General features: G+C 40.2%; 25 protein-coding genes. All 25 read right to left on the bottom strand.

Features of this window, described 5'->3' with window-relative positions:
• Positions 1-79 precede the first annotated feature (79 nt).
• Complete coding sequence (locus AN619_RS07720; RefSeq protein ID WP_068556149.1) at positions 80-2,185, bottom strand: polyribonucleotide nucleotidyltransferase; 2,106 nt, start codon at positions 2,183-2,185, stop codon at positions 80-82.
• Positions 2,186-2,326: 141 nt separating this feature from the next.
• Positions 2,327-2,596 (bottom strand): 30S ribosomal protein S15, encoded by a 270-nt coding sequence (gene rpsO / locus AN619_RS07715; protein WP_068556148.1) that lies wholly within the window; start codon positions 2,594-2,596, stop codon positions 2,327-2,329.
• 154 nt (positions 2,597-2,750) lie between these two features.
• A complete protein-coding gene (locus AN619_RS07710) occupies positions 2,751-3,677 on the bottom strand; it encodes a bifunctional riboflavin kinase/FAD synthetase (RefSeq protein WP_068556147.1) in 927 nt (308 codons plus the stop codon).
• Between the two features lie 17 nt (positions 3,678-3,694).
• Positions 3,695-4,585, bottom strand: a complete 891-nt coding sequence (truB, locus tag AN619_RS07705; RefSeq protein ID WP_068556146.1) for a tRNA pseudouridine(55) synthase TruB — start codon at positions 4,583-4,585, stop codon at positions 3,695-3,697.
• A gap of 9 nt (positions 4,586-4,594) precedes the next feature.
• Entirely contained in the window at positions 4,595-5,548 is a 954-nt protein-coding gene (locus AN619_RS07700; protein WP_198153262.1) for a DHH family phosphoesterase, read from the bottom strand.
• Positions 5,541-5,918: a 30S ribosome-binding factor RbfA gene (rbfA, locus tag AN619_RS07695; protein ID WP_068556144.1), complete on the bottom strand. Its 378-nt coding sequence runs from the start codon at positions 5,916-5,918 to the stop codon at positions 5,541-5,543. The genes AN619_RS07700 and rbfA overlap by 8 nt, the downstream gene beginning before the upstream one ends.
• Before the next feature lie 29 nt (positions 5,919-5,947).
• Entirely contained in the window at positions 5,948-7,969 is a 2,022-nt protein-coding gene (infB, locus tag AN619_RS07690) for a translation initiation factor IF-2 (RefSeq protein ID WP_157064953.1), read from the bottom strand.
• A gap of 2 nt (positions 7,970-7,971) precedes the next feature.
• On the bottom strand, positions 7,972-8,307 hold the full coding sequence (locus tag AN619_RS07685; RefSeq protein ID WP_068556142.1) for a L7Ae/L30e/S12e/Gadd45 family ribosomal protein: 336 nt from the start codon (positions 8,305-8,307) through the stop codon (positions 7,972-7,974).
• Positions 8,300-8,569 carry an RNase P modulator RnpM gene (rnpM, locus tag AN619_RS07680; RefSeq protein WP_068556141.1) on the bottom strand — a complete coding sequence of 90 codons (270 nt, stop codon included), beginning with the start codon at positions 8,567-8,569 and terminating at the stop codon, positions 8,300-8,302. Before rnpM ends, AN619_RS07685 begins: the two co-directional genes overlap by 8 nt.
• A gap of 17 nt (positions 8,570-8,586) precedes the next feature.
• Positions 8,587-9,648 carry a transcription termination factor NusA gene (nusA, locus tag AN619_RS07675; RefSeq protein WP_068556171.1) on the bottom strand — a complete coding sequence of 354 codons (1,062 nt, stop codon included), beginning with the start codon at positions 9,646-9,648 and terminating at the stop codon, positions 8,587-8,589.
• 14 nt (positions 9,649-9,662) lie between these two features.
• The gene (gene rimP / locus AN619_RS07670) at positions 9,663-10,130 is read right to left on the bottom strand and encodes a ribosome maturation factor RimP (protein WP_083525035.1); all 468 of its coding nucleotides are present in this window, start codon (positions 10,128-10,130) and stop codon (positions 9,663-9,665) included.
• 190 nt (positions 10,131-10,320) lie between these two features.
• A complete protein-coding gene (locus tag AN619_RS07665; protein ID WP_068556140.1) occupies positions 10,321-14,610 on the bottom strand; it encodes a PolC-type DNA polymerase III in 4,290 nt (1,429 codons plus the stop codon).
• 42 nt (positions 14,611-14,652) lie between these two features.
• The gene (ispG, locus tag AN619_RS07660) at positions 14,653-15,708 is read right to left on the bottom strand and encodes a flavodoxin-dependent (E)-4-hydroxy-3-methylbut-2-enyl-diphosphate synthase (RefSeq protein ID WP_198153261.1); all 1,056 of its coding nucleotides are present in this window, start codon (positions 15,706-15,708) and stop codon (positions 14,653-14,655) included.
• A 14-nt stretch (positions 15,709-15,722) separates the two neighbouring features.
• Positions 15,723-16,733 carry an RIP metalloprotease RseP gene (gene rseP / locus AN619_RS07655; RefSeq protein ID WP_068556139.1) on the bottom strand — a complete coding sequence of 337 codons (1,011 nt, stop codon included), beginning with the start codon at positions 16,731-16,733 and terminating at the stop codon, positions 15,723-15,725.
• An 11-nt stretch (positions 16,734-16,744) separates the two neighbouring features.
• Positions 16,745-17,893: a 1-deoxy-D-xylulose-5-phosphate reductoisomerase gene (locus tag AN619_RS07650; protein ID WP_068556138.1), complete on the bottom strand. Its 1,149-nt coding sequence runs from the start codon at positions 17,891-17,893 to the stop codon at positions 16,745-16,747.
• Positions 17,894-17,997: 104 nt separating this feature from the next.
• Positions 17,998-18,786, bottom strand: a complete 789-nt coding sequence (locus AN619_RS07645; protein ID WP_068556137.1) for a phosphatidate cytidylyltransferase — start codon at positions 18,784-18,786, stop codon at positions 17,998-18,000.
• Between the two features lie 12 nt (positions 18,787-18,798).
• Positions 18,799-19,566 (bottom strand): isoprenyl transferase, encoded by a 768-nt coding sequence (locus AN619_RS07640; protein WP_068556136.1) that lies wholly within the window; start codon positions 19,564-19,566, stop codon positions 18,799-18,801.
• A 63-nt stretch (positions 19,567-19,629) separates the two neighbouring features.
• Entirely contained in the window at positions 19,630-19,815 is a 186-nt protein-coding gene (locus tag AN619_RS07635; protein ID WP_068556135.1) for a PASTA domain-containing protein, read from the bottom strand.
• 6 nt (positions 19,816-19,821) lie between these two features.
• The gene (gene frr, locus AN619_RS07630; RefSeq protein WP_068556134.1) at positions 19,822-20,379 is read right to left on the bottom strand and encodes a ribosome recycling factor; all 558 of its coding nucleotides are present in this window, start codon (positions 20,377-20,379) and stop codon (positions 19,822-19,824) included.
• A 3-nt stretch (positions 20,380-20,382) separates the two neighbouring features.
• A complete protein-coding gene (pyrH, locus tag AN619_RS07625; RefSeq protein ID WP_068556168.1) occupies positions 20,383-21,096 on the bottom strand; it encodes a UMP kinase in 714 nt (237 codons plus the stop codon).
• A gap of 115 nt (positions 21,097-21,211) precedes the next feature.
• Positions 21,212-21,859, bottom strand: coding sequence for a translation elongation factor Ts (gene tsf, locus AN619_RS07620; RefSeq protein WP_068556133.1), 648 nt, complete (start codon positions 21,857-21,859; stop codon positions 21,212-21,214).
• A 90-nt stretch (positions 21,860-21,949) separates the two neighbouring features.
• A complete protein-coding gene (gene rpsB, locus AN619_RS07615; protein WP_068556132.1) occupies positions 21,950-22,648 on the bottom strand; it encodes a 30S ribosomal protein S2 in 699 nt (232 codons plus the stop codon).
• A gap of 278 nt (positions 22,649-22,926) precedes the next feature.
• Positions 22,927-23,376, bottom strand: coding sequence for an endolytic transglycosylase MltG (locus tag AN619_RS07610; RefSeq protein ID WP_157064952.1), 450 nt, complete (start codon positions 23,374-23,376; stop codon positions 22,927-22,929).
• A gap of 4 nt (positions 23,377-23,380) precedes the next feature.
• Positions 23,381-23,917, bottom strand: a complete 537-nt coding sequence (locus AN619_RS07605; RefSeq protein ID WP_068556130.1) for a DUF6115 domain-containing protein — start codon at positions 23,915-23,917, stop codon at positions 23,381-23,383.
• A 14-nt stretch (positions 23,918-23,931) separates the two neighbouring features.
• A complete protein-coding gene (locus AN619_RS07600; protein WP_068556129.1) occupies positions 23,932-24,264 on the bottom strand; it encodes a hypothetical protein in 333 nt (110 codons plus the stop codon).
• Positions 24,265-24,268: the final 4 nt, after the last annotated feature.

Here is a 24,268-nt window from a genome sequence, read left to right as displayed (position 1 = left end):
CCTCCTATTGGTTTTTATTCATCCATTAAATATATATTCTGTACATAAAAAAACATAAACCTAATTGGTTTATGTTTTTTTATTTTTCCTGCCCTTCCGTCTGTGAGGCATCCACTAAGGCATCTTTTCTTGAAAGATTGATCCTGCCCTGTTTATCGATTTCAATCACTTTTACTAGGACTTCATCGCCAATATTTAATACATCCTCTACCTTTGCAGTTCTTTCCTTTGCAATATTCGAAATGTGTACCAATCCTTCTTTGCCGGGCAATATTTCAACAAAGGCACCAAAATTTACAATGCGAACCACCTTGCCCATATAGATTTCTCCTACTTGGGGCTCCTTCACTATGCCTTCTATCATCCTTAGAGCTTTATTTCCTGACTCCACATTGGACGCAGTGATAAATACCCTGCCATCGTCCTCTATGTCAATCTTGACGCCGGTTTCATCAATGATTTTATTGATCGTCTTTCCGCCCGGCCCAATTAACTCTCTGATCTTATCAGGGTGAATATCTGTTTTTATAATTCTTGGGGCATACGGCGATATCTCTTCCCTATGCTTAGAAATGGTGGCATTCATCTTATCAAGAATAAACAATCTTCCTTCTCTAGCCTGGTCCAAGGCTCTTTCCAGGATCTCCCTATTGATTCCTTCAATTTTAATATCCATTTGTATCGCCGTTATGCCTTTGGCCGTACCTGCAACTTTAAAATCCATGTCTCCCAAAAAATCTTCCATTCCTTGAATATCACTTAAGATAGAGATGCGCTCGCCCTCTTTAATCAATCCCATGGCAATTCCGGCAACAGGGGCTTTGATGGGTACGCCCGCATCCAACAGGGCCAAGGTGCTGCCGCATACAGAAGCTTGGGATGTACTGCCATTGGAGCTTAAGACTTCCGATACCAAACGAATGGTATAAGGAAAATCAGATTCTGGAGGTATCACCGGCTCTAAAGCTCTTTCCGCCAAGGCCCCATGCCCGATTTCCCTTCTGCCTGGTCCCCTTAAAAACCTTGCTTCTCCCACACTATATGGAGGAAAATTATAATGATGCATGTATCTTTTGGACTCTTCTTCCCCAAGGCCATCCAAAATTTGGGCGTCTCCAATGGCACCAAGGGTCGCCACCGTAAGAACTTGGGTTTGTCCTCTCCTGAACAGGCCTGTCCCATGGGTTCTGGGCAAAACCCCTACTTCACAAGTGATTTCTCTGATTTCATCGGGTTTGCGGTTGTCGGGTCGGATACCATCCTCCAGGATCATTTTTCGCACCTGTTCCTTTGTAATTTGATACAAAGTCTCGGCAATATCCTTTTCCTTTTCAGGGTATTTTTCAAGAAAATGTTCCATGGTCTCCAGCTTGACCTTCTCCATATTTTCGTTTCTTTCGACTTTATCAACCGTTTGAATGGCTGCTAGCATTTTATCGGTAGCAAATTTCCTGACTTCCCCTTCAATTTCCTTGTCAATCTCAAAAAGCTGCAACGCTTGCTTCGGTTTGCCTACCTCCTGGGCAATCTCTTCAATAAAGCTGACCACTTTTTTGATTTCTTCATGGGCAAACATGATGGCTTCCAGCATCGTTTCTTCAGAAACCTCATTGGCACCGGCTTCTACCATCATGATGGCGTCCTTCGTACCGGATACCACCAAATGCAGTTGGCTTTTTTCCCTTTCCACTGCCGTGGGATTGATGACCATTTGTCCATCAAGCAATCCGATGATGACAGATCCCGTCGGGCCATTGAAAGGTATATCTGAAATCGACAGGGCAATGGATGACCCAATCATGGCAACCACATCGGGCGTGCAATCTTGATCCACAGAGAGAACTGTAGCTACAACTTGTACATCATTTCTATAGCCTTTGGGGAATAAGGGCCGTATAGGTCTGTCAATCAGCCGGGAAGTCAATATTGCTTTTTCTGTGGGTTTTCCCTCCCTTTTGATAAATCCTCCGGGGATCTTTCCTACAGAATAAAGTCTCTCCTCATAATCTACACTCAGTGGAAAAAAGTCAATCCCTTCCCTTGGTTGAGACGATGCAACGGCAGTCACTAAAACAACGGTATCTCCATACCTGACAAAAGCTGCACCATTGGCTTGTTCTGCGTATTTTCCTATCGTAACTTCCAATGGTCTGCCGCCAATGATAGTTTTAAAAATTTTCTCCATTAGAAACCTCCTCATCTTTTATTTTCAATATTACAGGAAATATATTCTACATTGCTAATATTATTTCCTACACGGGCAATAAAAATCCTCTCTGTATTTTCGTAAAATAATAGAGCGGGGCATATACCCGCTCAATTATAACTACTTTCTTAGACCCAGTTTCTCAACGATTGCTCTGTATCTTTCGATATCCTTCTCTTTAAGATAGTTCAGCAAATTCCTTCGATTCCCTACCATTTTTAAAAGTCCACGACGTGAATGATGATCCTTTTTGTGAACTTTTAAATGTTCATTTAACTCGTTGATTCTTGATGTTAACAGTGCAATTTGCACCTCGGGAGAACCCGTATCATTTTCATGCACCTGAAAGGTATGAATAATAGATAACTTTTTTTCTTTATTGACTGCCATAGTTTCACCTCCCCAACAAAATATCCCCATAAGCCAAGTAATACGTCGGAGCTTCGTATGACATAGCATATGGTTCTTCACGATATATAATAATAACATAATCTTGTACCATTGTAAAGAAGAAAAATTCCTTATTTTACAAATCCATAAAAAATTATATGTTGAAGAATCGCTTTGCAGACTGAATATCCCGTTGCACTTGCATGATCAGGCCATCAATGGTTGAAAATTTTATTTCTTCCCTGCAGCGATGATAAAATTGGACTTCGATTTTTTTTCCATATAAATCCCCATGAAAATGAAGCACATGGGTTTCCACGGTAATGGGATTTTCACCAAAGGTAGGATTGTATCCTACATTTGTAATGCTATAATAGATTTTATGATCAATAATGCATTTTGTATAATATACTCCAGGTTTCGGCAACACCAAATTTTCTTTTATAGAAATGTTTGCCGTTGGAAAACCAAGTTTATGACCTAATTCTTTTCCTTTTACAACAATTCCTTCAAGGGAAAATTTTCGTCCCAAGAATAAATTGGCTTTATCCATATTGCCTTCACGAATAAATTTTCTAATAGCCGTACTGCTAATCACTTCTTCCTCAATTTTAATTGCACCAATGCTCATCAGTTCATATCCGTATTTATGGCGGAATTGTCTTAATACATTGACATCTCCTTGGGCTTTATATCCAAAACGGTAATCAAAGCCTACCACACCATAGGCCATATGGAGCTTCTCTATCAAAATTTCCTTGATAAATTGTTCAGGATGCAAGCTTCTTTGATAATCATCAAATGCAACGGAAACAACGTAGTCGATGCCCAACTCCCTGAACATTTGCAATTTACTTTTTCCCGACATGATTTTTTCAGGAGCACCTTTCACAGAAGTCAAGCTCCTAGGATGATTGCGAAATGTGTATACTATGCTGTTCAAATGATTCCTTCTGCACATATCCACCAGATTGATCAGAAGGGTTTGATGGCCAATATGGACACCATCAAAGGTTCCCAAGGCGACTCCACTTTTGCAAGACCCCAAATTTATTTCATCTAAAGAAGTAATGATCTCCATAAATTTTTCCCCTTTAGTTAAAAAACTCTTTCAATATCAATATATAATTCTTTGTCTTTTTTCACCCTGCCTAAGGCAACAAACCGATGATCTCCATATAATCTCACCATGACTCCTTCTTTTAACCCATGGCCATCGATGATGTTTTTTTCATAAATATCGTTTCCGTTCAGCACATATTTCATTGAGGATTTTTTTATATCAATCCTCGGCATATGGATGAACGGGTAATCCATTCCATAGAGATAACGGGATTGCAGCATATCTGGTGCGATGGATTGCAAGGTCTCCAGCGTCACCGCTTCCTCCAATGTAAATCTCCCACTGGCAGTGCGGATTAAAAAAGACATGTAGGCGCCACAATTCAATTGATTGCCTATATCTTCGCACAGGGTTCGAACATAAGTACCTTTAGAGCAGAGCACGTCAAATAGTATCCTATCATGGTCTATATGAATAATGTTCAACCCATAAATCCATACTTTTCTTGCTTCTCTTTCTACATTTTTTCCCTCCCTGGCAAGCTCATACAGTTTTTTCCCCTTGTGCTTTAAAGCGGAATACATGGGCGGAATTTGCAAAATTTCACCTTGAAACCGATGAAAGACTTCTACGATATCACTCTCCCTCACCCTCACGGGACGGGACTGTATCACTGTGCCCCAACGATCCTGGGTATCTGTATTGCTGCCTAAGACCATTTCACATCGGTATCGCTTGACGTCATCCAGCAAATACTGGCTGATCTTTGTCGCCTTGCCAAGGCATATGGGCAGTACGCCGGCAGCCATGGGATCCAATGTTCCCGTATGACCGACTTTCTTGATATTGAATATTTTCCGTATAAAACTCACCACATCATGGGAAGACATTTTTGGTGGTTTTAGTACATTCACAATACCATCCATCATATCACCTTATAATATATTTTTAAATGCATTGACTACCGCTTCTTTTACATTTTTCATATCACCCTTGATAGTGCACCCGGAAGCTTTGGTGTGTCCTCCTCCGCCAAATTGCCCCGCAACTTTGCTCACATCGATGTTGTATTTTGATCGAAAACCGACTTTAATCTCTCCCGGTTCTAACTCCTTTAACAACACACCCACCTCTACACCCTTGATATCCCTTGCATACTCTATCAATCCATCCGTATCAGATACCTTAGCGCCCGTCCCATCCAGCATATCTTGGGTAACATGCAAAAGGGCAAGTTTTCCGGAATAGCAAAATTCCAAAGTATTCAGCACCACCGAGAGCAGTTTCACCTGATAGGCCGGTTTATTCTGATATATCTCTGTGGTTATACCATTCAAAGGAATTCCACTGGCAAGCAGTTCCGCTGCTATCCTATGGGTTTTGGGGGTTGTATTGCTGTATTTAAAGCTTCCTGTATCAGTAGTAATAGCCGCATAGAGGCATGTGGCTATTTCCTGATCGAGGGAAATGCCCATATCTTTGATAAGAGTATAAATCATTTCTCCTGTGGCCGCCGCTTCATCATCTACCCAATTCACGCTGGCAAATCGGGTATTGGTGATATGATGATCAATATTTAAGCTGATGCTTGCCTGTTCAATATATTTTCTCCTGGAGCCCAGTCTTTCCATATCACTGCAGTCCACAGCAATGACTAAATCCGGGGTAATGGTTTCGGCAATTTCACGTTGAATATCGCCGATGGGAAGAAAAGTTAAATGATAGGGTATATCATCGGACAATAGGACATAAGGTTTTTTCCCTACTTTTTTTAAAGCTAAAAAAAGGGCCAAGGATGATCCTATGGTATCTCCGTCAGGGAGAACATGGGGGAGAATAAAAATATGTTCTCCCCTCTCAATTTCTTGATAAATTTTTTCTTTAGACATCATTTTCCCTTCCATCTTCTGCATCCTTTTTCGTTACTTTGCTAATTAAATCGCTGATATACATCCCTTGCTCAATCGATTGATCTATTTTAAACAACAGCTCCGGTGTATATCTTAATTTTAAGCTTCTGCCTATCTCTTTTCGAATATAGCCGGCTGCATTTTGCAAGGCTTTTAGAGAATTCTCTTTTTCTTCTTGGGAACCGTATACACTAATATAGATATTGGCATATCTCAAATCTTTTGTAACCTCCACCCCAACAATACTCGTCAGCGGTGAAAGTCGAGGATCCTTCAGCTCGTTCATCATCAGCTGACTGACGATTCTTTTGATTTCTTCACTAATTCTGCTTGTGCGTGGGTACCCCATTTTGGAACCACCTTTCTCTAAAAAACATTTTAACCTCTCTTCACTTCTTCAATTACAAAGGCTTCTATGATGTCTCCCTCTTTGATATCGTTATAGTTTGCGATTCCGACACCACATTCGTAACCGGCAGCTACTTCCCTTACATCGTCCTTGAATCGCTTTAATGACGAAATTTCTCCTTCGTGGATGACAATACCATCCCGAATCAGCCGTATTTTGGCATTTCGCGTAATTTTTCCGTCCAATACGTATGCCCCGCCAATCGTTCCTACACCGGGTACCTTGAAAGTAGCCCTGATTTCCGTTTTGCCCAATACAACTTCTTTATATTCAGGTTCAAGCATTCCCTTCATGGCAGCTTCGATATCCTCTATGGCCTCGTAGATGATTCTGTAGGTCCGCAAGTCGACATTTTCTCTCTCTGCCAAGCTTTCAACAGTAGATGAAGGTCTTACATTGAAACCGATAATGATGGCATTGGATGCGGAAGCAAGCATTATATCTGATTCCGTAATCGTTCCTACACCGCCATGGATTACCTTTACCTTCACTTCGTCATTGCTCAGTTTCATCAAAGATTGCTTCACGGCCTCTACAGATCCCTGAACATCTGCCTTTACGATGATATTCAATTCCTTCACATTACCTTCTTGGATATGTTTAAACAGATCCTCCAACGTAACCCTAGCCGTTGCATTCAGATTTTCTTCTCTAACCTTCAATTTTCTTTTTTCAACAATTTGCCTTGCAATCTTATCCTCTCTAACTGCATGAAATAAATCCCCGGCTTCAGGTACATCGGATAGACCCAGTATTTCCACAGGGGTTGATGGTCCCGCCTTTTTGATGGCTTTTCCCTTGTCATTCATCATGGCTCTAACCCTTCCATAGGATGAACCTGCCACAATAGAATCCCCTATCTTTAATGTTCCGTTCTGAACCAAGACAGTAGCCACAGGTCCCCTTCCCTTGTCAAGTTTTGCTTCGATCACAGTCCCGGAAGCCAATCGCTTTGGATTTGCCTTCAGTTCTAACATCTCGGCTGCTAATAAAATCATTTCCAGCAGATTTTCAATCCCTTCTCCGGATTTTGCCGATACAGGTACACAAATCGTATCACCGCCCCATTCTTCAATAAGCACACCGTTTTCTGCCAATTCCTGCTTTACCCTGTCAGGATTTATGTTGGGTTTATCGATTTTGTTCATGGCAACGATTATAGGTACATTGGCTGCCTTTGCGTGATTAATGGCTTCTTTTGTCTGGGGCATAACACCATCGTCCGCTGCAACAACCAGCACTGCAATATCTGTCACCTTGGCACCTCTGGCTCTCATAGAAGTAAAAGCCTCATGACCTGGCGTATCCAAAAAGACGATTTTATTTCCGTGGACTTCTACTTCCGAAGCCCCTATATGCTGGGTAATACCGCCGGCTTCTTTGGCAGTAACATTGGTTTTTCTGATGGCATCCAAGAGGGAGGTCTTTCCATGGTCCACATGACCCATGACCGTAATGACCGGAGGTCTGGGCCTCAAGTCCTCAGGTTTGTCTTCTTCTTGTTCCAACCCAAACTCCACTTCTTCCTTTACTTCCTCTTTTTCCACGAAAATTCCCAGATCCCCACAAATTACTTCTGCAGTATCAAAATCAATTTCCTGATTGATGGTGGCAAAAACCCCTAAAGCAATTAATTTGCCCATTACCTCTGATACGCTCTTGCCAATTTTCTCAGCCAAATCCTTTACAATGATTTTTTCCGGTATGGAAATGATCTTCTTGGGACTCTCCTGTTTTTTCTCTTCCCTTTCATGAACTGCCTCTTTCCCTTTCGTTTCGTCATTCTCCCTATTTTGTTTCTTGCTCGTTTTTTTGTCTTTTGGCTTTTTATTGTCTATATCATAAAACTCCATGATAATGCTTGCCTCATCCTCTTCCAATGTACTCATATGGTTTGCCACTTCAACGCCGAACTCACTTAATTTCTCTATCAATTCCTTGCTGGATATGCCTAGTTCCTTCGCTAACTGATATACTCTAATTTTTGACATATTCATTCACCCCCTAAAGAATTTGAATCTCCCATGGACTCCCGAATGAGATCATAGATTTTTTTCGCAAAGGCTGCGTCTTTCATTCCATATACTGCCCGGTTCAATTTTCCCACAGCATGGGATAGATCCTCTCGTTTTCCATAGATGACACACCTTATATTTCTGTATTTACACATATCTTGAAATTTCTTTTTTGTATTTTCTGATGCATCCTCGGCAATAACAACCAAATAAATATTTCCTTTTTTTATATAATGCTGGCAGGTATCTTCTCCTGTAACCAGATTTCCGGATCTTTGGGCGAGACCCAAGAAAGAAAGAATTTTCTTATCCATTGTTTTTTAGCTCCTCATACAGCTTCCCGTAAATTTCATCCCCGATATCCTGCTGAAAAGCCCGATTTAAAGCTTTCTTTTTTTGAGCTTTGTTCAGACATTCCATGCAATCGCAAAGATAAGCGCCCCTGCCAGCCGCTTTCCCAGTTCTGTCAATCTTGATTTCGCCGTCAGGCGTCCTGACAATACGGATTAGCTCTTTCTTAGGCTTTCCTTCCATGCAGCCGATACATTGCCTAAGAGGTACTTTTTTTGCCTTCATTCAATATACCCCCCATGCTAACAGTTGTTTTGTTGCCGCATATAATCGCCATATTGTGTTTCACTTTTAATATCGATCTTCCATCCAGTTAGTTTCGCAGCTAATCTTGCATTTTGACCTTCTTTCCCTATGGCCAAAGACAATTGGAAATCCGGTACCACCACCAAAGCGGATTTTTCATTCTCCTTCACCTCCACCTTGATTACCTTTGACGGGCTCAAGGAGCTGGCAATGAACTCTTCAGGGTTTTCACTCCATTTGATAATATCTATTTTCTCACCCTTCAATTCATCTACAATGGCTTGCACCCTAACTCCTTTATGGCCTACACAGGCACCTACAGGGTCCACATTGGGATCATGGGAATATACGGCAATTTTTGATCTTGATCCGGCCTCCCGGGCAACGCTTTTGATTTCTACCACACCATCATGGATTTCGGGGACCTCCAGTTCAAACAATCGCTTTACCAGACCAGGATGAGTCCTTGAAACCATAATTTGCGGTCCTTTTGTCGTTTTCTTCACCTCAACAATATAGGTCTTGATTCTGTCATTATGCTTATAAGTTTCTCCCTCAATTTGTTCACTAGGAGCCAGAATGGCTTCTGTTTTTCCAAGATTGATAAATACATTCCCCTTGCTGATTCTTTGAACAATCCCAGTGACAATCTCGCTCTCCCTATTGACAAACTCATCATAGATAATTCCTCTTTCAGCCTCCCGGATTCTTTGAACAACCACCTGTTTGGCTGTTTGTGCAGCAATTCGTCCGAAATTCTTAGGGGTTACCTCCTTTTCCACAATATCGCCGATCTCATAATTGCTGTCAATCTTTTTGGCATCTTCAAGACTAATCTCCAATAAATCATTTTCTACATTTTCAACCACATCTTTTAAAGAAAATACCCGTACGTCTCCTGTTTCCCGATTAATATATACCTTTACGTTTTGAGCAGATCCATAATTTCGTTTATAGCCGGAAATTAATGCAGCTTCAATGGCATCAATCAAAATATCCTTCGATATGCCCTTTTCCTTCTCTATCTGGTCAAGGGCTTCCATAAATTCTCCGTTCACCACAAGCAACCTCCCTATTCCATGATTACTGCTAATTTCACCTTAGCAACTTTATCCCTTGATAATTCAAAAATTTCATGCCCATTTACTTTAATGGCAACATGATTGTCAATCAGTCCTAATAATTCGCCTTCCATGACTTTTTTTCCTTCTACCGCCTGATAAAGATATACTTCTACCATCCTTCCCTTAAATCTTTCAAAGTCCTCATCCTTTTTTAATGGTCTGTCTAACCCCGGCGAAGACACTTCTAAATAGTAGCTTTCTTCTATAGGATCTACTTCATCTAAGCGATCACTCAAATACTCGCTTACTTTTTGACAATCGTCTAAAGTAATCCCATCCTTGTGATCAATATAGACCCTTAAAAATCTATCTTTGCCTTCTTTTACGTATTCTATATCTACCAATTCAAAATTGTTTTCTCGGATAACAGGCATTACCAGTTCTTCTGCAATATCGACAATACGTTTTTTAGACAATTTTCTTTCCTCCTCTTCTTACATAATGCACATAAGATATCATGATATGCATATTTTCCCATAAACCCTTATCCTTTATTCCCTTGAAAAAGCCTAGGCATAATAGCAAAGAGTGGGCTTTCTCCCACTCTTTCCAGAACATCTTTCTATACCAGTAAAATTATAGCATAATAAGCAAAGTTATGCAAGGTCAAAATAATGAGAGTTGGTTCGTATCCGGCAGTCCTTGAAGACACCCATGGTTTTGCAAAGTTTCAATCACTGTTTTTGTCACCTTTGTCCTTTCCCTCAAATCCTCGATAGAAATAAACTCACCTTCTTTTCTGCTCTCACATATACTTTTGGCAGCATTTTCACCCACTCCCTGCAGGGCACACAAGGGTGGGAGAAGCTTATTTCCGACAATCAAAAATTTATCCGAATCGGACCGATAGATATCAACCGGCAGAAAACTGAAACCCCTGGCATACATCTCATGGGCCACCTCTAAAACTGTCAAAAGATCTTTTTCCTTCTGAGACATGGCATTGCCTAAAGCTTCTAATTCTTTGATCTTGTTTTTTACATTTTCTTTCCCTCGTACGATTAGGTCCGCATCAAAATCTGCGGCTTTTGTCGTAAAATATGTAGCATAAAAGGCCAAAGGATAATGCACTTTAAAATATGCAATTCTGAAGGACATCATCACATAGGCGGCTGCATGGGCCTTGGGAAACATGTATTTAATCTTGTTGCAAGAATCAATATACCAAGCCGGTACATGATGTTTTGCCATAATTTCTTCATCCTCTGGAGCTAACCCCTTTCCTTTTCTTACCTTTTCCATGATCTTGAAAGCTGTTTTCGGAGGTAATCCTTTGTAGATCAAATAATTCATAATATCATCCCTTGTAGAAATTACATCCTTTAACTCAGCAATTCCCTGTCTCACAAGATCTTGGGCATTATTCAGCCATACATCTGTTCCATGGGAAAGTCCGCTGATTCGCACCAGCTCTGCAAAGGTAGAAGGTTTTGTGTCCACCAGCATTTGTCTAACAAATTTTGTACCAAATTCAGGAATGCCCAAGCTTCCCACGTCACATTCAAATTCATCATCTACGATCCTTAACGGCTCAAGGCTGGTAAAAATCTTGATGGTTTCCTTGTCATCCAAGGGTATCTGGGTAGGGTCTACTCCCGTTATATCTTGCAGCATTCGAATAATTGTAGGCACATCATGTCCAAGTATATCCAACTTCAGCAACCTGCCACTGATGGAGTGGTAATCAAAATGGGTGGTGATGACCCCGGAGGAGCTATCATTGGCAGGATATTGGATAGGACAAAAATCGTATATTTCCTTATAATTAGGCACAACCATTACACCGCCCGGGTGTTGCCCTGTTGTTCTTTTTACGCCCGTACATCCCTTGGCCAACCTTTCGATTTCACGGTTATTGACATGAATTTTCTTTTCCTCAAAATATTTTTTCACAAAGCCATAGGCCGTCTTATCGGCAATGGTACCAATAGTTCCCGCCCGAAAGACATATCCTTCGCCAAACAGCTCCTCTGTATATTTGTGAGCTGTTGGCTGGTATTCTCCTGCAAAATTTAAATCTATATCAGGTTCCTTATCTCCTTCAAATCCTAAAAATACTTCAAAGGGTATATCATGGCCATCTTTCAAATAGGGCATATTGCAGACGGGACAATTTTTATCAGGCAAATCCGCACCACTTCCGATGGACCCGTCTGTAATAAATTCAGAATGCTTGCAGTTCTTGCAAACATAATGGGGCGGCAAGGGATTTACTTCCGTAATATCACTCATGGTGGCAACAAAAGAAGAACCTACAGAACCCCTTGAACCAACCAAATATCCATCTTGAAGGGATTTTGTAACCAATTTATGGGCAATGATATACATGACCGCATATCCGTTGTTAATAATAGAATTCAATTCCCGATCCAGTCGTTTCTGTACAATCTCAGGCAGTGGATCTCCATAAATACGGGTTGCCTTTTCATAACACATCCTTCTTAAATCTTCATCTGAGCCTTCAATAATCGGCGGAAAAGTATCTTCCGGTATGGGCAGAATGTCATCCACGGCATCGGCAATTTGATTTGGATTTTTCACCACCACATCCCAGGCAGTATCCTTTCCTAAATAGTCGAATTCTTTCAACATTTCATCAGTAGTTTTAAAATACAAAGGGGTTTGCTCATCGGCATCATCAAATCCTTGTCCTGCCATCAATATCCTTCTATAGATTTCATCCTGGGGATCCAGAAAATGTACATCGCCGGTGGCAACAACCGGTTTATGAAACTTCTTGCCTAACTGAACAATCTTTTTATTGATGTTCCTTAACTCCTCCTCATCCTTCACAATTCCCTTATCAATTAAAAAAAGATTGTTTTGCAAAGGTTGAATTTCCAGGTAATCATAATACTTTACAATTTCATCAATTTCTCTCTGGGACTTATTTCCTATCAGGGCCCTATATAACTCTCCCGCCTCGCAGGCAGTGCCGATGATTAAACCATCCCGCAGCTGGGTCAGTAGTGATTTTGGAATTCTAGGTCTTTTATAAAAATAATCCAAATGGGCGGCAGAAATTATCTTATATAGATTCTTCAGCCCTATATAGTTCCTGACCAGTAGAATGATATGATAAGTATCTAATTTTTTTATATCTATCCCTTGAGAAAATAAATCGTTTACTTCTTTTAAGTACGTGATGTTTTTTTCTTTTAGCATTATGAGGAACTTGATAAATATCTGCGCTGTGGCTCCTGCATCATCAACAGCCCGATGATGATTTTCCAGCGTCACGCCCAATGCTTCCGCAATCATATTCAGTCTATATTTTTTTAGCTTCGGCATCAAAATCTTTGCCAATGGCAGCGTATCCACAATAGGATTATGAAAAGACAAGCCCAGTTTGCTACAGTTTTCTTTGATAAAGGAAGTATCGAACTCTGCATTATGGGCTACTACCGGATGATCTTCAATAAATGCTAAAAACCGGGGCAACACTTGTTCAATGGTGGGTTGATCCTTTACCATCTCATCGGTTATGCCTGTAAGCTCTACGATATTGGGAGGAATAGGCATTTCCGGATTAATGAATGCGTGAAATCTATCCACAATTTCATAATTGACAATTTTCACAGCCCCAATTTCTGTAATTCTGTCATTTTTGCTTGACAATCCTGTAGTCTCAATATCAAATACCACATAGCTTTGATCGAGGGTTTTTTCGTTGCAATTCAATACAATAGGAGCACCGTCATTCACCAAATATCCTTCTACACCATAAATGACTTTTATGCCATGCCTCCTCCCGGCCTCCATGGCCTCCGGAAAGGCCTGCACCACACCGTGATCCGTTATAGCAATGGCCCGATGGCCCCATTTTGCTGCCCTCTTGATTAAAGCACTTGCAGAGGATACGCCATCCATAGAACTCATTTGTGTATGGGCATGCAATTCAACCCGTTTGCATTCACTGACATCTGCCCTTATCTTTGGGATTGCCTCGTTGATATCATTCGCCATGATGACAAGCTCTCGGGAAAAGGTATCATATCTGGCTTCCCCTTTTATTTTCACAAATTTTCCTACAACCAGGGACTGGCTTAATAATTCCCCTTGTTCCTTCTTGGCAAATACTTTGACCGCAATCGAACCGCCATAATCCGTTACGCTGCATGTAAACAAGGTCTTGTTGTTCTTCAAATCCTTTATTTCGATATCAAAAATTTCGCCTTCAATGGCAACAGTTCCGGACTCCTCTGTAATACCAGAAATAGGTATGCTAACATCTGTTATTTTTTTACCGAATATGATACCGGACGTGTTGTGGGATGCATCCTTCGTGCCTTTCCCTTCTGTAAATTTCTTTTCCCCAAGATTTATGGAAGGGTGGATCAATTCCTTTAGCAAATTTTGCGTCTCTTCTTCTTTTTGTCTTAGATATTCCTCACTGCATTTTTCTTCCGATGGAGTTTCACCAATCAATACGACTTTAATCGGCAGATTCAACTCTCGTAGAAAAATCATCTCTATAAATTCGTCTACTTTCTTTTCCTTTAAATTTTCTACACCCAACGCACTTTCTATATGGATATACAAAACATTGCCTTCAAACTGAAAATCCGCATAATTTAGCCAACCTAATGTAGAAGGCATTGCCCGGTTCAATTCATACAGGATATTCTCCTTGTATTCCTTCAGAATTCTGTGCCTATCTATCTCTATATTTTTATATACCGTAAAAAAGTTAACCTCCCGAACAAAGGGAATATTTTTTGCGATTTCCTCTTTTAGGCATTCAAGGCTCTGTTTTGGAATGATTCTATCCGGTACAATGATGAAATCCAATCTCTTTTTTTCTTTACTGTATCGTATTCTTTCAATGGTAGCTTCCCATGGCACGGGTATATTCGGCAATAAGCCACCGATAACCTCACTGAGTAAACTGCTCATTTAAACCACCCTTAGCTATGAAATTGATAGAAAAAAATAACGCTAGAGTTTATCGATTTCCTCTAATAAAACTTGTTCAATTTGACTTTCCTCAATTTTTTTTATGATTTTTCCTTTTTTAAACAACAGAGCTGAGGATTTGCCTCCGGCAATACCGATATCTGCTTCCCTAGCCTCTCCGGGCCCGTTTACCCCACATCCCATGACGGCTACCGTAACGGACTTGTTGATTTTTTGCAGTTTTTCTTCTATTCGATTTGCCAATTGGATTAAATCAATTTGGCATCTTCCACACGTAGGACAGGATACCAACTTTACGCCAAAGTTTCTCAAACCCAGTGATTTCAAAATTTCCCTGGCAACTTTAATTTCTTCTACAGGGTCCCCTGTCAAAGAAACCCTAAGGGTATCCCCTAAACCGTCCAGCAAAAGGGCTCCTATGCCAATGGCAGACTTGATGGTTCCTCCCCAGATAGTTCCGGCTTCTGTAATGCCGATATGGAGAGGATAATCTACTTTTTGTGAAAGCAGTCTATAGGCATCTACCGTAAGCTGAATGTCTGACGCCTTTAAAGAAACGACAATATCTTCAAAATTTAATTGTTCTAGAATCCCAATATGTTCCAAAGCGCTCTCTACCAGAGCTTCTTTGTTGACCTCTCCATACTTGGCTAGAATTTTTCTATCTACAGACCCTGCATTTACGCCGATTCGGATGGGAATCTTCCTCTCCTTGGCTTGTGCCACTACCTTCTTTACCCGTTCTGCATCTCCAATATTGCCCGGGTTAATTCGAAGTTTGTCGATACCATTCTCTATACAGATTAATGCCAATCTATAATCAAAATGTATATCTGCCACAAGAGGAATATGCACCTGGGATTTAATCTCTTTGATAGCCCTGGCTGCCTCTTCGTCAGGTACAGCAACCCTTATGATTTCACAGCCCGCTTCCTGAAGACGCCTGATCTGGGACACAGTGGCAGGGATATCTCTGGTATCTGTATTCGTCATGGACTGAATGGTAATGGGTGCATCTCCGCCGATTTTTATATCTCCGCATAGCACAGTTCTTGTTTTTTTTCTATGGATCGTCACATCTCTCCACCTGCCTAAAATAAGTCAAATCTATTAATATCCTTATAGACGATAAAAATCATCAACATCATCAGCAAAATAAAGCCCACCAAGTGTATAAACCCTTCCCTTTCCGGATTCACAGGCTTACCGCTTATCCCTTCGAAGATTAAAAAGAGCAATCGCCCTCCGTCCAGTGCAGGTATGGGAAGCAAATTTACAATCCCTAAGTTAATACTGATGAGGGCTGCAAAGGACAGCACACTAAATATGCTGACCTTCGCTGCCTCACCTACCAGATGAATGATCCCCACAGGACCAACCACATCCTCTGCAGATGCTTTTCCCCTAAATAAATTACCCAAAAAGTCTAACATACCCTGCATTACAAAGATAGTTCTGTTAAAGCTTGCCTTCACCGATCTGGGAAAGGATTTTTCAATCACAGGTGAAATCCCTATCACCGCTTGTTTCATTCCTGCTTTCATCACAGGCTGAACCTGTACCTCCTTTTCCTCTCCTTTGGGACTTATCAAAGCTATATGCAGCAATCGATTGTTGCTGCTGTTAATGATTTGAACGATTTCATCCCAACTATCAATAGTTTTTCCGTCAATGCGCAAAATTTGGTCTCCAGCTTCTATGCCGGCTGCCTCTGCTGGAAGACCAGGTGTAACTTGACTAATTTTTGTAGTAGGAAATCCGATGGCATAAAAAATAATGATAAACAGCAATACGGCCAGTATAAAATTCATCAACGGGCCTGCCACAATCACAGACATCCTTGCCCATAAAGGTTTGTTCCCAAAACTTCTTTCATCTTCCGAGGATTCATCTTCCCCCTCCATTTTTACATAACCACCGATCGGCAATATTCTCAAGGAGTATTCCGTTTCTTTGCCTTTTATTTTCAAAAACCTGGGTCCCATGCCTACTGCAAATTCATGCACTTTAACTCCTGCTAATTTTGCCGCAATAAAGTGACCCAGTTCATGAAATATAACCAAGAGACCAAATACAAGTATCGCCGTAATAAATGTTCCCATATTCACACCACCTAAATTGTCATGTTTTGAATCCATTTTCTGGTCCAAAGATCAATTTCCATAATCTCATTTACATCGAATCTATGCACCACTTCATGTTTCTCCAGTACTTTTTCCAACCTCTCGGAAATCTCATGAAATCCTATCTTTCCTTGAAGGAATAACTCCACCAATACCTCATTGGCAGCATTCAGCACCGTGGGCATGCTGCCGCCGATTTTTAAAGATTCGTAGGCAAGCCTTAGGCAAGGAAAACAGTCTGTGTCTGGTTTTTCAAAGGTTAGACTGCCTACCTTCAACAGATCCAATTTTTCATAATGATTTTCCAAGCGATTCGGATAAGTCAATGCATACTGAATCGGTACCCGCATATCAGGATATCCCATTTGGGCCAAGACAGAGCTATCCTTGTATTCAACAAGGGAATGGATAATGCTTTGGGGATGAATTACAACTTCAATCTGTGCTGCATCCACATCAAACAGCCATTTTGCTTCAATTACTTCCAATCCTTTATTCATTAGGGTCGCCGAATCAACGGAAATTTTCTTGCCCATATTCCATCTGGGATGCCTTAAGGCTTCTGCAACAGTAACCTTTTGCAGTTCATCCTTGGAGTAACCTCGAAAGGGCCCTCCCGATGCAGTTAAAATGATTCTCCTTATATCCTTCATCCGATATCCTTGAAGACATTGAAATATGGCACTATGCTCACTATCCACAGGGATAATTTTTACCCCGTGTCTGCGGGCTTCTTCCATCACAATCTCACCGGCAGCAACCAAAGTTTCCTTATTCGCCAAGGCAATATTTTTCTTTCCTTGTACTGCCCTAATCGTAGGCAGAAGACCAATCATCCCTACAACAGAGGTTAATACCAGATCCACCTCCTCTAGGGTAGCAACAGCAATCAACCCATCCAGACCCCATACAATTTCTGTTTTGCTTTTTCCTAGCCTTTTCCATAATTCTAAGGCTTTTGCCTCATCCATTACGGCAGCAATCCGGGGGCGGAACTCCCGTATCTGCTGTTCCAGCAATTCAATATTATTGTTTCCACTTAGTCCCGATATATGAAATTCTTCTTTGTTGGATCTCACTACATCTATCGTTTGTCTTCCAATGGAACCTGTAGATCCTAAGATGCTTATATTTTTCATTCCATCATCCTTTCATTTCTCGTAAAACAATTGCAATCTGGGTAAGAAGATAAACTCCATCATTTTTTTGTCGCTGCTGTCTTCCATCTATTATTTATTAGCTATCAGCCATTTTGAATAAATAGAATGACATAATAATATACGACGGGAGCCGTAAAAAGTATACTGTCAAATCTATCTAATATGCCGCCATGGCCGGGCATTATTTTTCCATAGTCTTTGATTCCTACATGCCTTTTAAAAACAGATGCCGTTAAATCCCCTGCTTGTGCAAATATACTGCCCAAAAATCCTAAAACCATGCCATGAAAAATAAGATCTGGTACAAAATATTTTGCAAAGATACCACTCACCATGGTGCTTCCAATGACTCCTCCAATAGCGCCCTCCACCGTCTTTTTGGGACTGATGGTGGGGCAAAGCTTTGTCCGTCCAAAGAAAACGCCTGTAAAATAAGCTGAGGTATCTGTTGCCCATGCAGTAATAAAAACCATCCAAACAAGGTTAGGATAGGTACTGTCTGCAATAAAGATAATATGGAACATAAAAAACACAATATAATATATCCCCAAGGCAGTAATCCCTGAAGACAGGACATTGACACTTCGATTGAATAAATTATAAGCTAGAATGAACATCATATTGATAAAAAACCAAAGCAAAATCCATTCCCTTTGTGTTCCAACATATGTAAAAATCCCAAGCAAGATAGCACTCGAAATCCCTATCATTTTTGAAGGGTAAACACCGATATTGCTGAAGGCGTTAAAAAACTCATCCATTGCTATGATCGTTAATGCCAGCAGGGAAACTTTTAATGTAATCCCACCTTTCGTCACTACAAATAATAATAGGGGAATCCCTAAAAGAGCGGATATAATTCTTGTCAACATTTGAATCTCCTCCTATTTAACGCCTCCGTATCTTCTGTCTCTCTTTTGATAGTCAATAATGGCTTCCACTAGATTTTTCCCGGTAAAATCAGGCCAATATATATTGGAAAACCAAAACTCGCTATAGGCAATCTGCCACAGCAAAAAATTGCTGATCCTTAATTCTCCACTGGGCCGAATGACCAGATCCGGGTCCGGAATGCCCTTTGTATATAAAAATTTAGAAAAAATTTCTTCGTCAATTGCCTCTATATCCAGTTCGTTTCTTTTTGCCCGTCTGGATATTTCTTTGACTGCCTGTATGATTTCAGCCCTTCCCCCATAATTTAATGCAATATTTACGACCAATCCATCATTATTCTCGGTTCTGGCCACTGCAGCCTCTACTTCCTGCCGGGCATTCTCAGGCAAACCTTGAATGTCCCCAATCACATTGATTTTTACATGATTCTCATGGAGCTCTTCTACTTCCTTCCTTAAATACAATACCAAAAGCTGCATGAGCCCATTTACTTCTTCCTGGGGCCTTTTCCAATTTTCTGTAGAAAAAGCATATAAGGATAAATACTTGATTCCTAATCGCGAACAGGTACGGATGATATCCCTTAATGCTTCCACTCCTGCCTTATGCCCTGCCGTTCTGGGCAATCCTCGTTTTTTCGCCCAGCGACCGTTTCCATCCATGATAATTGCAATGTGAACAGGTAAATTTTCTAAATCTATATTCCCTACATTGTATGTATTTTCTTGTTTCCAAAATAAATTTTTAAAAATCTTCATGCCGATATGCCCCCAATGCCTTTCGTTAAAACAAATAATGGGAAACCCCCTTGAAACGGGGGCTTAGAAAAAACTTACAGTCAGTTCAATTTGATCACTTATTTGTGTTTGTTTCACTACTCTACATTCACCGATAGGTTCCTTTTCTTTCGGTGAAAAGGTTTCTAGGATAACAACCCCAAGACCTAATTTTGTTAACTCATCCTGAGCTTTTTCCAAAGGAAATCCAACCACATCCGGTATATACACGTAGCGTTATACCTCCATAATTTCTTTTTCTTTTTTCTCAATTAATTCATCAATAATATCAATATATTTATTTGTCATTTTTTGTACTTCATCTTCTGCTTTCTTTAAATCATCTTCTGTAATCTCGGCATTTTTCTGCATCTTCTTTAGTTTATCGTTGGCTTCCCTTCGCTCATTTCGAATAGCAACCTTCGCATCTTCTCCAATTTTTTTTGCTAATTTTGTCAGTTCTTTTCTTCTTTCTTCCGTTAATTGGGGAATGGCCAGCCGAATAATCTTTCCATCGTTAGATGGATTGATGCCTAAATCCGATTGGGTAATGGCTTTTTCAATTGCTTGCACAGCAGATTTATCAAAGGGCTGAATCACCAGCAATCTTGGCTCCGGTGCAGAAACTGTAGCAATCTGTTTTAAAGGGGTAGGTGTTCCGTAATATTCAACGGTAATTCGATCCAATAATGCCGGATTTGCCCTCCCGGCCCTGATGCTGTGCAACTCTTCTTTTAATACTTTAATAGTTTTTTGCATTTTTTCATCCAGTTCCTTGTGAACGCTCAAATTCATTTGTTATTCCTCCTTTACCAAAGTTCCAATTTTTTCCCCTAAAATCACTTTTTTAATATTTTCCGGTTCGTTTAGACCAAATACCACAATGGGAATCTTGTTATCCATACATAAAGAAGTGGCAGTGGAATCCATAACACCCAATCCTCTATTCAATACATCGATATAAGTTAATTCATGGATTTTTTGAGCATTTGGATTGGTTTTCGGATCAGAATCATACACGCCGTCCACTTTTTTCGCTAGCAAAATCACTTCTGCCTCAATTTCAGCAGCCCTCAGTGCAGCCGTCGTATCTGTTGAAAAATAAGGATTTCCTGTACCCGCAGCAAAGATCACAACCCTACCCTTCTCCAGATGCCTTACTGCCTTTCTTCGAATATACGGTTCTGCAATTTGCCGCATTTCAATAGCCGTTTGTACCCTTGTTAACACACCAAGGCTCTCCAATGCATCTTGTAAGGCCAAAGCATTAATGACCGTTGCCAACATTCCCATGTAATCTGCTGTTGTTCGATCCATCCCCTTGCCACTTCTGCCACGCCAGAAATTGCCTCCCCCAACGACAATGGAAACTTCAACCCCTAAATCAAATATTTCTTTTACCTGAGCGGCAATTGAATCTAAAGTTTTTTCATCCAATCCAAAACCTTTTTCTCCAGCCAATGCTTCTCCACTTAACTTCAATATAATTCTTTTATATTTTGGCCTCACAATTACAGCCTCCGTTCTAATTATTCTACACTTATTTGAAAAACCCTTTTTCAGCATGCTCAACAGTATATTTTAAAAAAGAGAACACGGCCAGTGTTCTCTATGTTTAATTGTCGGATTAGCTATTTATTTGTTTCGCTACTTCTTCTGCAAAGTTTTCTTCTTTCTTCTCAATACCTTCTCCAACTTCATAACGAACAAATCTTCGTATGGATAAATTTTCCCCGATTTTTGCTATCTTTTCATTCAATAAATCCTGAATAGTAATCTCCGGATCTCGAATGAAGGCTTGTTCTAATAAGCAAACTTCCTTAAAGAACTTCTCAATTCTTCCTTCTACCATCTTATCAACAATCTTCTCCGGCTTGCCTTCGTTTAGGGCCTGAGCTCTCAAAATCTCTCTTTCTTTTTGAATAACCTCTTCCGGCACTTCTTCTCTTCTTATGTAAAGGGGATTCGCCGCTGCTATCTGCATGGCCACGTCCTTTACAAATTGCTTAAATTCTTCATTTTTCGCAACAAAATCTGTTTCGCTGTTTACCTCTACCAATACGCCGATTCTTCCGCCATGGATATATGCTTCCACTAACCCTTCAGCGGCAATTCTGCCAGCCTTTTTAGCGGCTTTTGCCAATCCTTTTTCCCTAAGGATCTCAATAGCCTTATCCATATCGCCATTGGATTCTTCCAGTGCCTTTTTACAGTCCATCATACCGGCTCCGGTTCTTTCTCTCAAATCTTTAACCATTCCTGCTGTAATCGCCATAAGAACGCCTCCTCACGTGTTTTCAGTGTATATTATAAATGGTAAGAGCAGTAAGGGATAAAATCCCTTCTTAACCCTTACCATCCTTCGTTACTCTTCCATTTGTTCGCCTTGTCTGCCTTCAATCACTGCATCAGCAATCTTCGCAGTGATCAGTTTTACAGCTCTGATCGCATCATCGTTGGCCGGAATTACATAGTCAACTTCATCAGGATCACAGTTTGTGTCAACGATGCCTACCACAGGTATGCCTAATTTTTGAGCTTCCTGCACAGCGATTCTCTCTTTTCTTGGGTCTACAACAAACAGTGCCCCTGGAAGTTCATTCATTTCTTTAATTCCGCCTAGGAATTTTTCAAGTTTCTCTTGCTCATTTTTCAGCTTGATTACTTCCTTCTTCGGCAGAACATCAAACATTCCTTCCTCTTCCATTCTCACTAGTTCGTGAAGACGGTCAATTCTTCTACGAATTGTCTTGTAGTTTGTCAACATTCCCCCGAGCCATCTTTGATTGACGTAATACATGCCACATCTTTTTGCTTCCTGCTCGATGGATTCTTGAGCTTGCTTCTTCGTACCTACAAATAGAATTGTCTTATTGCTTGCTGCAATTTCTTTGACAAATGCATAAGCTTCTTCAACTTTTTTTACAGTCTTTTGCAAGTCGATAATGTAGATACCGTTTCTTTCTGTGAAAATGTACTCAGCCATTTTAGGATTCCATCTTCTGGTTTGATGCCCAAAATGAACACCTGCTTCCAAAAGCTGTTTCATTGATATTACTGACATTTTCTTCACCTCCTTGGTTTTTTCCTCCACTCTGTTCATCTTTTTAAAAGACCCGCAGGCACCAATTTAAAAATTCCAGAGCGTGTGTATTCAATCACCTTATGTAGTATAACATAGGAAGAATGGATTTGGCAATAAAAATTTGCTTATAGATGTATCACCATTTTTCCCTGTCAATTCTCTAAATATACTATATATGGAATAGGTTTCCCGCCTATTTTTTCACAAATATACCCTGTGGGAATGCTACAGGGCTGATGCATAGACTTTTTCCATATTTACTCAAAGTCACCATTGATGATTTTTTCTATAATTTCATCCTCAGAAGAATCCGATGAAAATTCATATTTTCCCCATCTTATTTTGCCCGTCATCCCTTTGGCATATACTTTATTCAGAAAATTTTCCTCTGAGACAATCAAACGATTTTCTTTTAATATTTTTGCGATTTCCTTGCTGGTCGTTCCTTTGGGGATCTTGATGGTAATCCTGTGATTGGCAGCAGGAAAAGCTAAGTCATTCCTTTTTTCCTGTGATGGGGATTCCTTCTGTTTTTCCATGGCCGATTTGTCAAAATAATCCTTAGGGTCAATCATTCCCAGTTTTCTTGCTTCCCGTCTGATAAAATCTTCAGTAATTTTCGGTTGCGTCAATACATTAAGAGAGGAAGAAATTATGATCCCTATGCCAATACCAAGCATCCACACCCATAATATCCTGTTTTTCAACCTTTCACCGCTTTCTCAAATTTAATATTAACTGTACTTCACCAATCCCCTTGTTTAATTGTTTTGCTATTTGAGAAGAAGTATACCCTTGATCATGGAGGCTGAATATTTTATTGACTTCCATGGCATCAGCCATTTCTTCTTCATTCTCTCGATCTCCTTTTTCTATTCCCAATCGGCCCCCTCTCCCTTCGGTTACTTCGCATTTTACGGCTGCTATATGCCCTAATGGCTCAGATATGTTTTCCAAAAAAAAGTCTGTCTGGTTCTTTCGGATTTTATCTGCTTCTTCTAATATTTGGCATATTTCCGCTGCCTTTGCATCAATGTTTTGAATAATATGATCGCTGACTGCATTTAATTCCTTGATAATATCTTCAGCGATCTCTATGCAGTCTATCAATTTTTTTTCCTCTTCTTTGAGAGCAGCCATAGGATCGGAAAAAAAAGAACCCTTATATTTTTTTAAAAAAAGAAAAGATACCAGCACAATCAATGCGCCTATAAAAAAAAGAATATAGTTCAATAAAGTATTTGTCATTTCTACCCCCAACATCAGATTGTGATATCAATTTTTATACCTTTTCCATCTGCAGACTTTGGCCTGTCTTTGAAAAAATTTTTTTCTTCCTTTTCCTGTTTGCCGTCATCCTTTGAAGGATGATCTCTCCCCTGTTTACCTTTATGGCCCTCTTGGTTTTTAATTTGGGGATGATCTTTTTTCTCAAAGGCATTGACTCTTTGAAGCTGATTTTCAACATTTTTTTTGTCCGCCATGACAAGGTGTTGATGTTCCATTCTTTCTTTATTATTTAGCCATTGATTTTCTTGAGATAGTCTGATATTTTTAGGAATCATTGGTTGAAGGTCTACGGGTCTGATAGCCATACAT

This window comes from Thermotalea metallivorans, assembly GCF_001562415.1.
In the GTDB taxonomy this organism is placed as follows: Bacteria; Bacillota; Clostridia; order Peptostreptococcales; family Thermotaleaceae; genus Thermotalea; species Thermotalea metallivorans.
The sequence above is the reverse complement of the archived record's forward strand: the minus strand, read 5'-3'. Positions and strand labels throughout refer to the sequence as shown.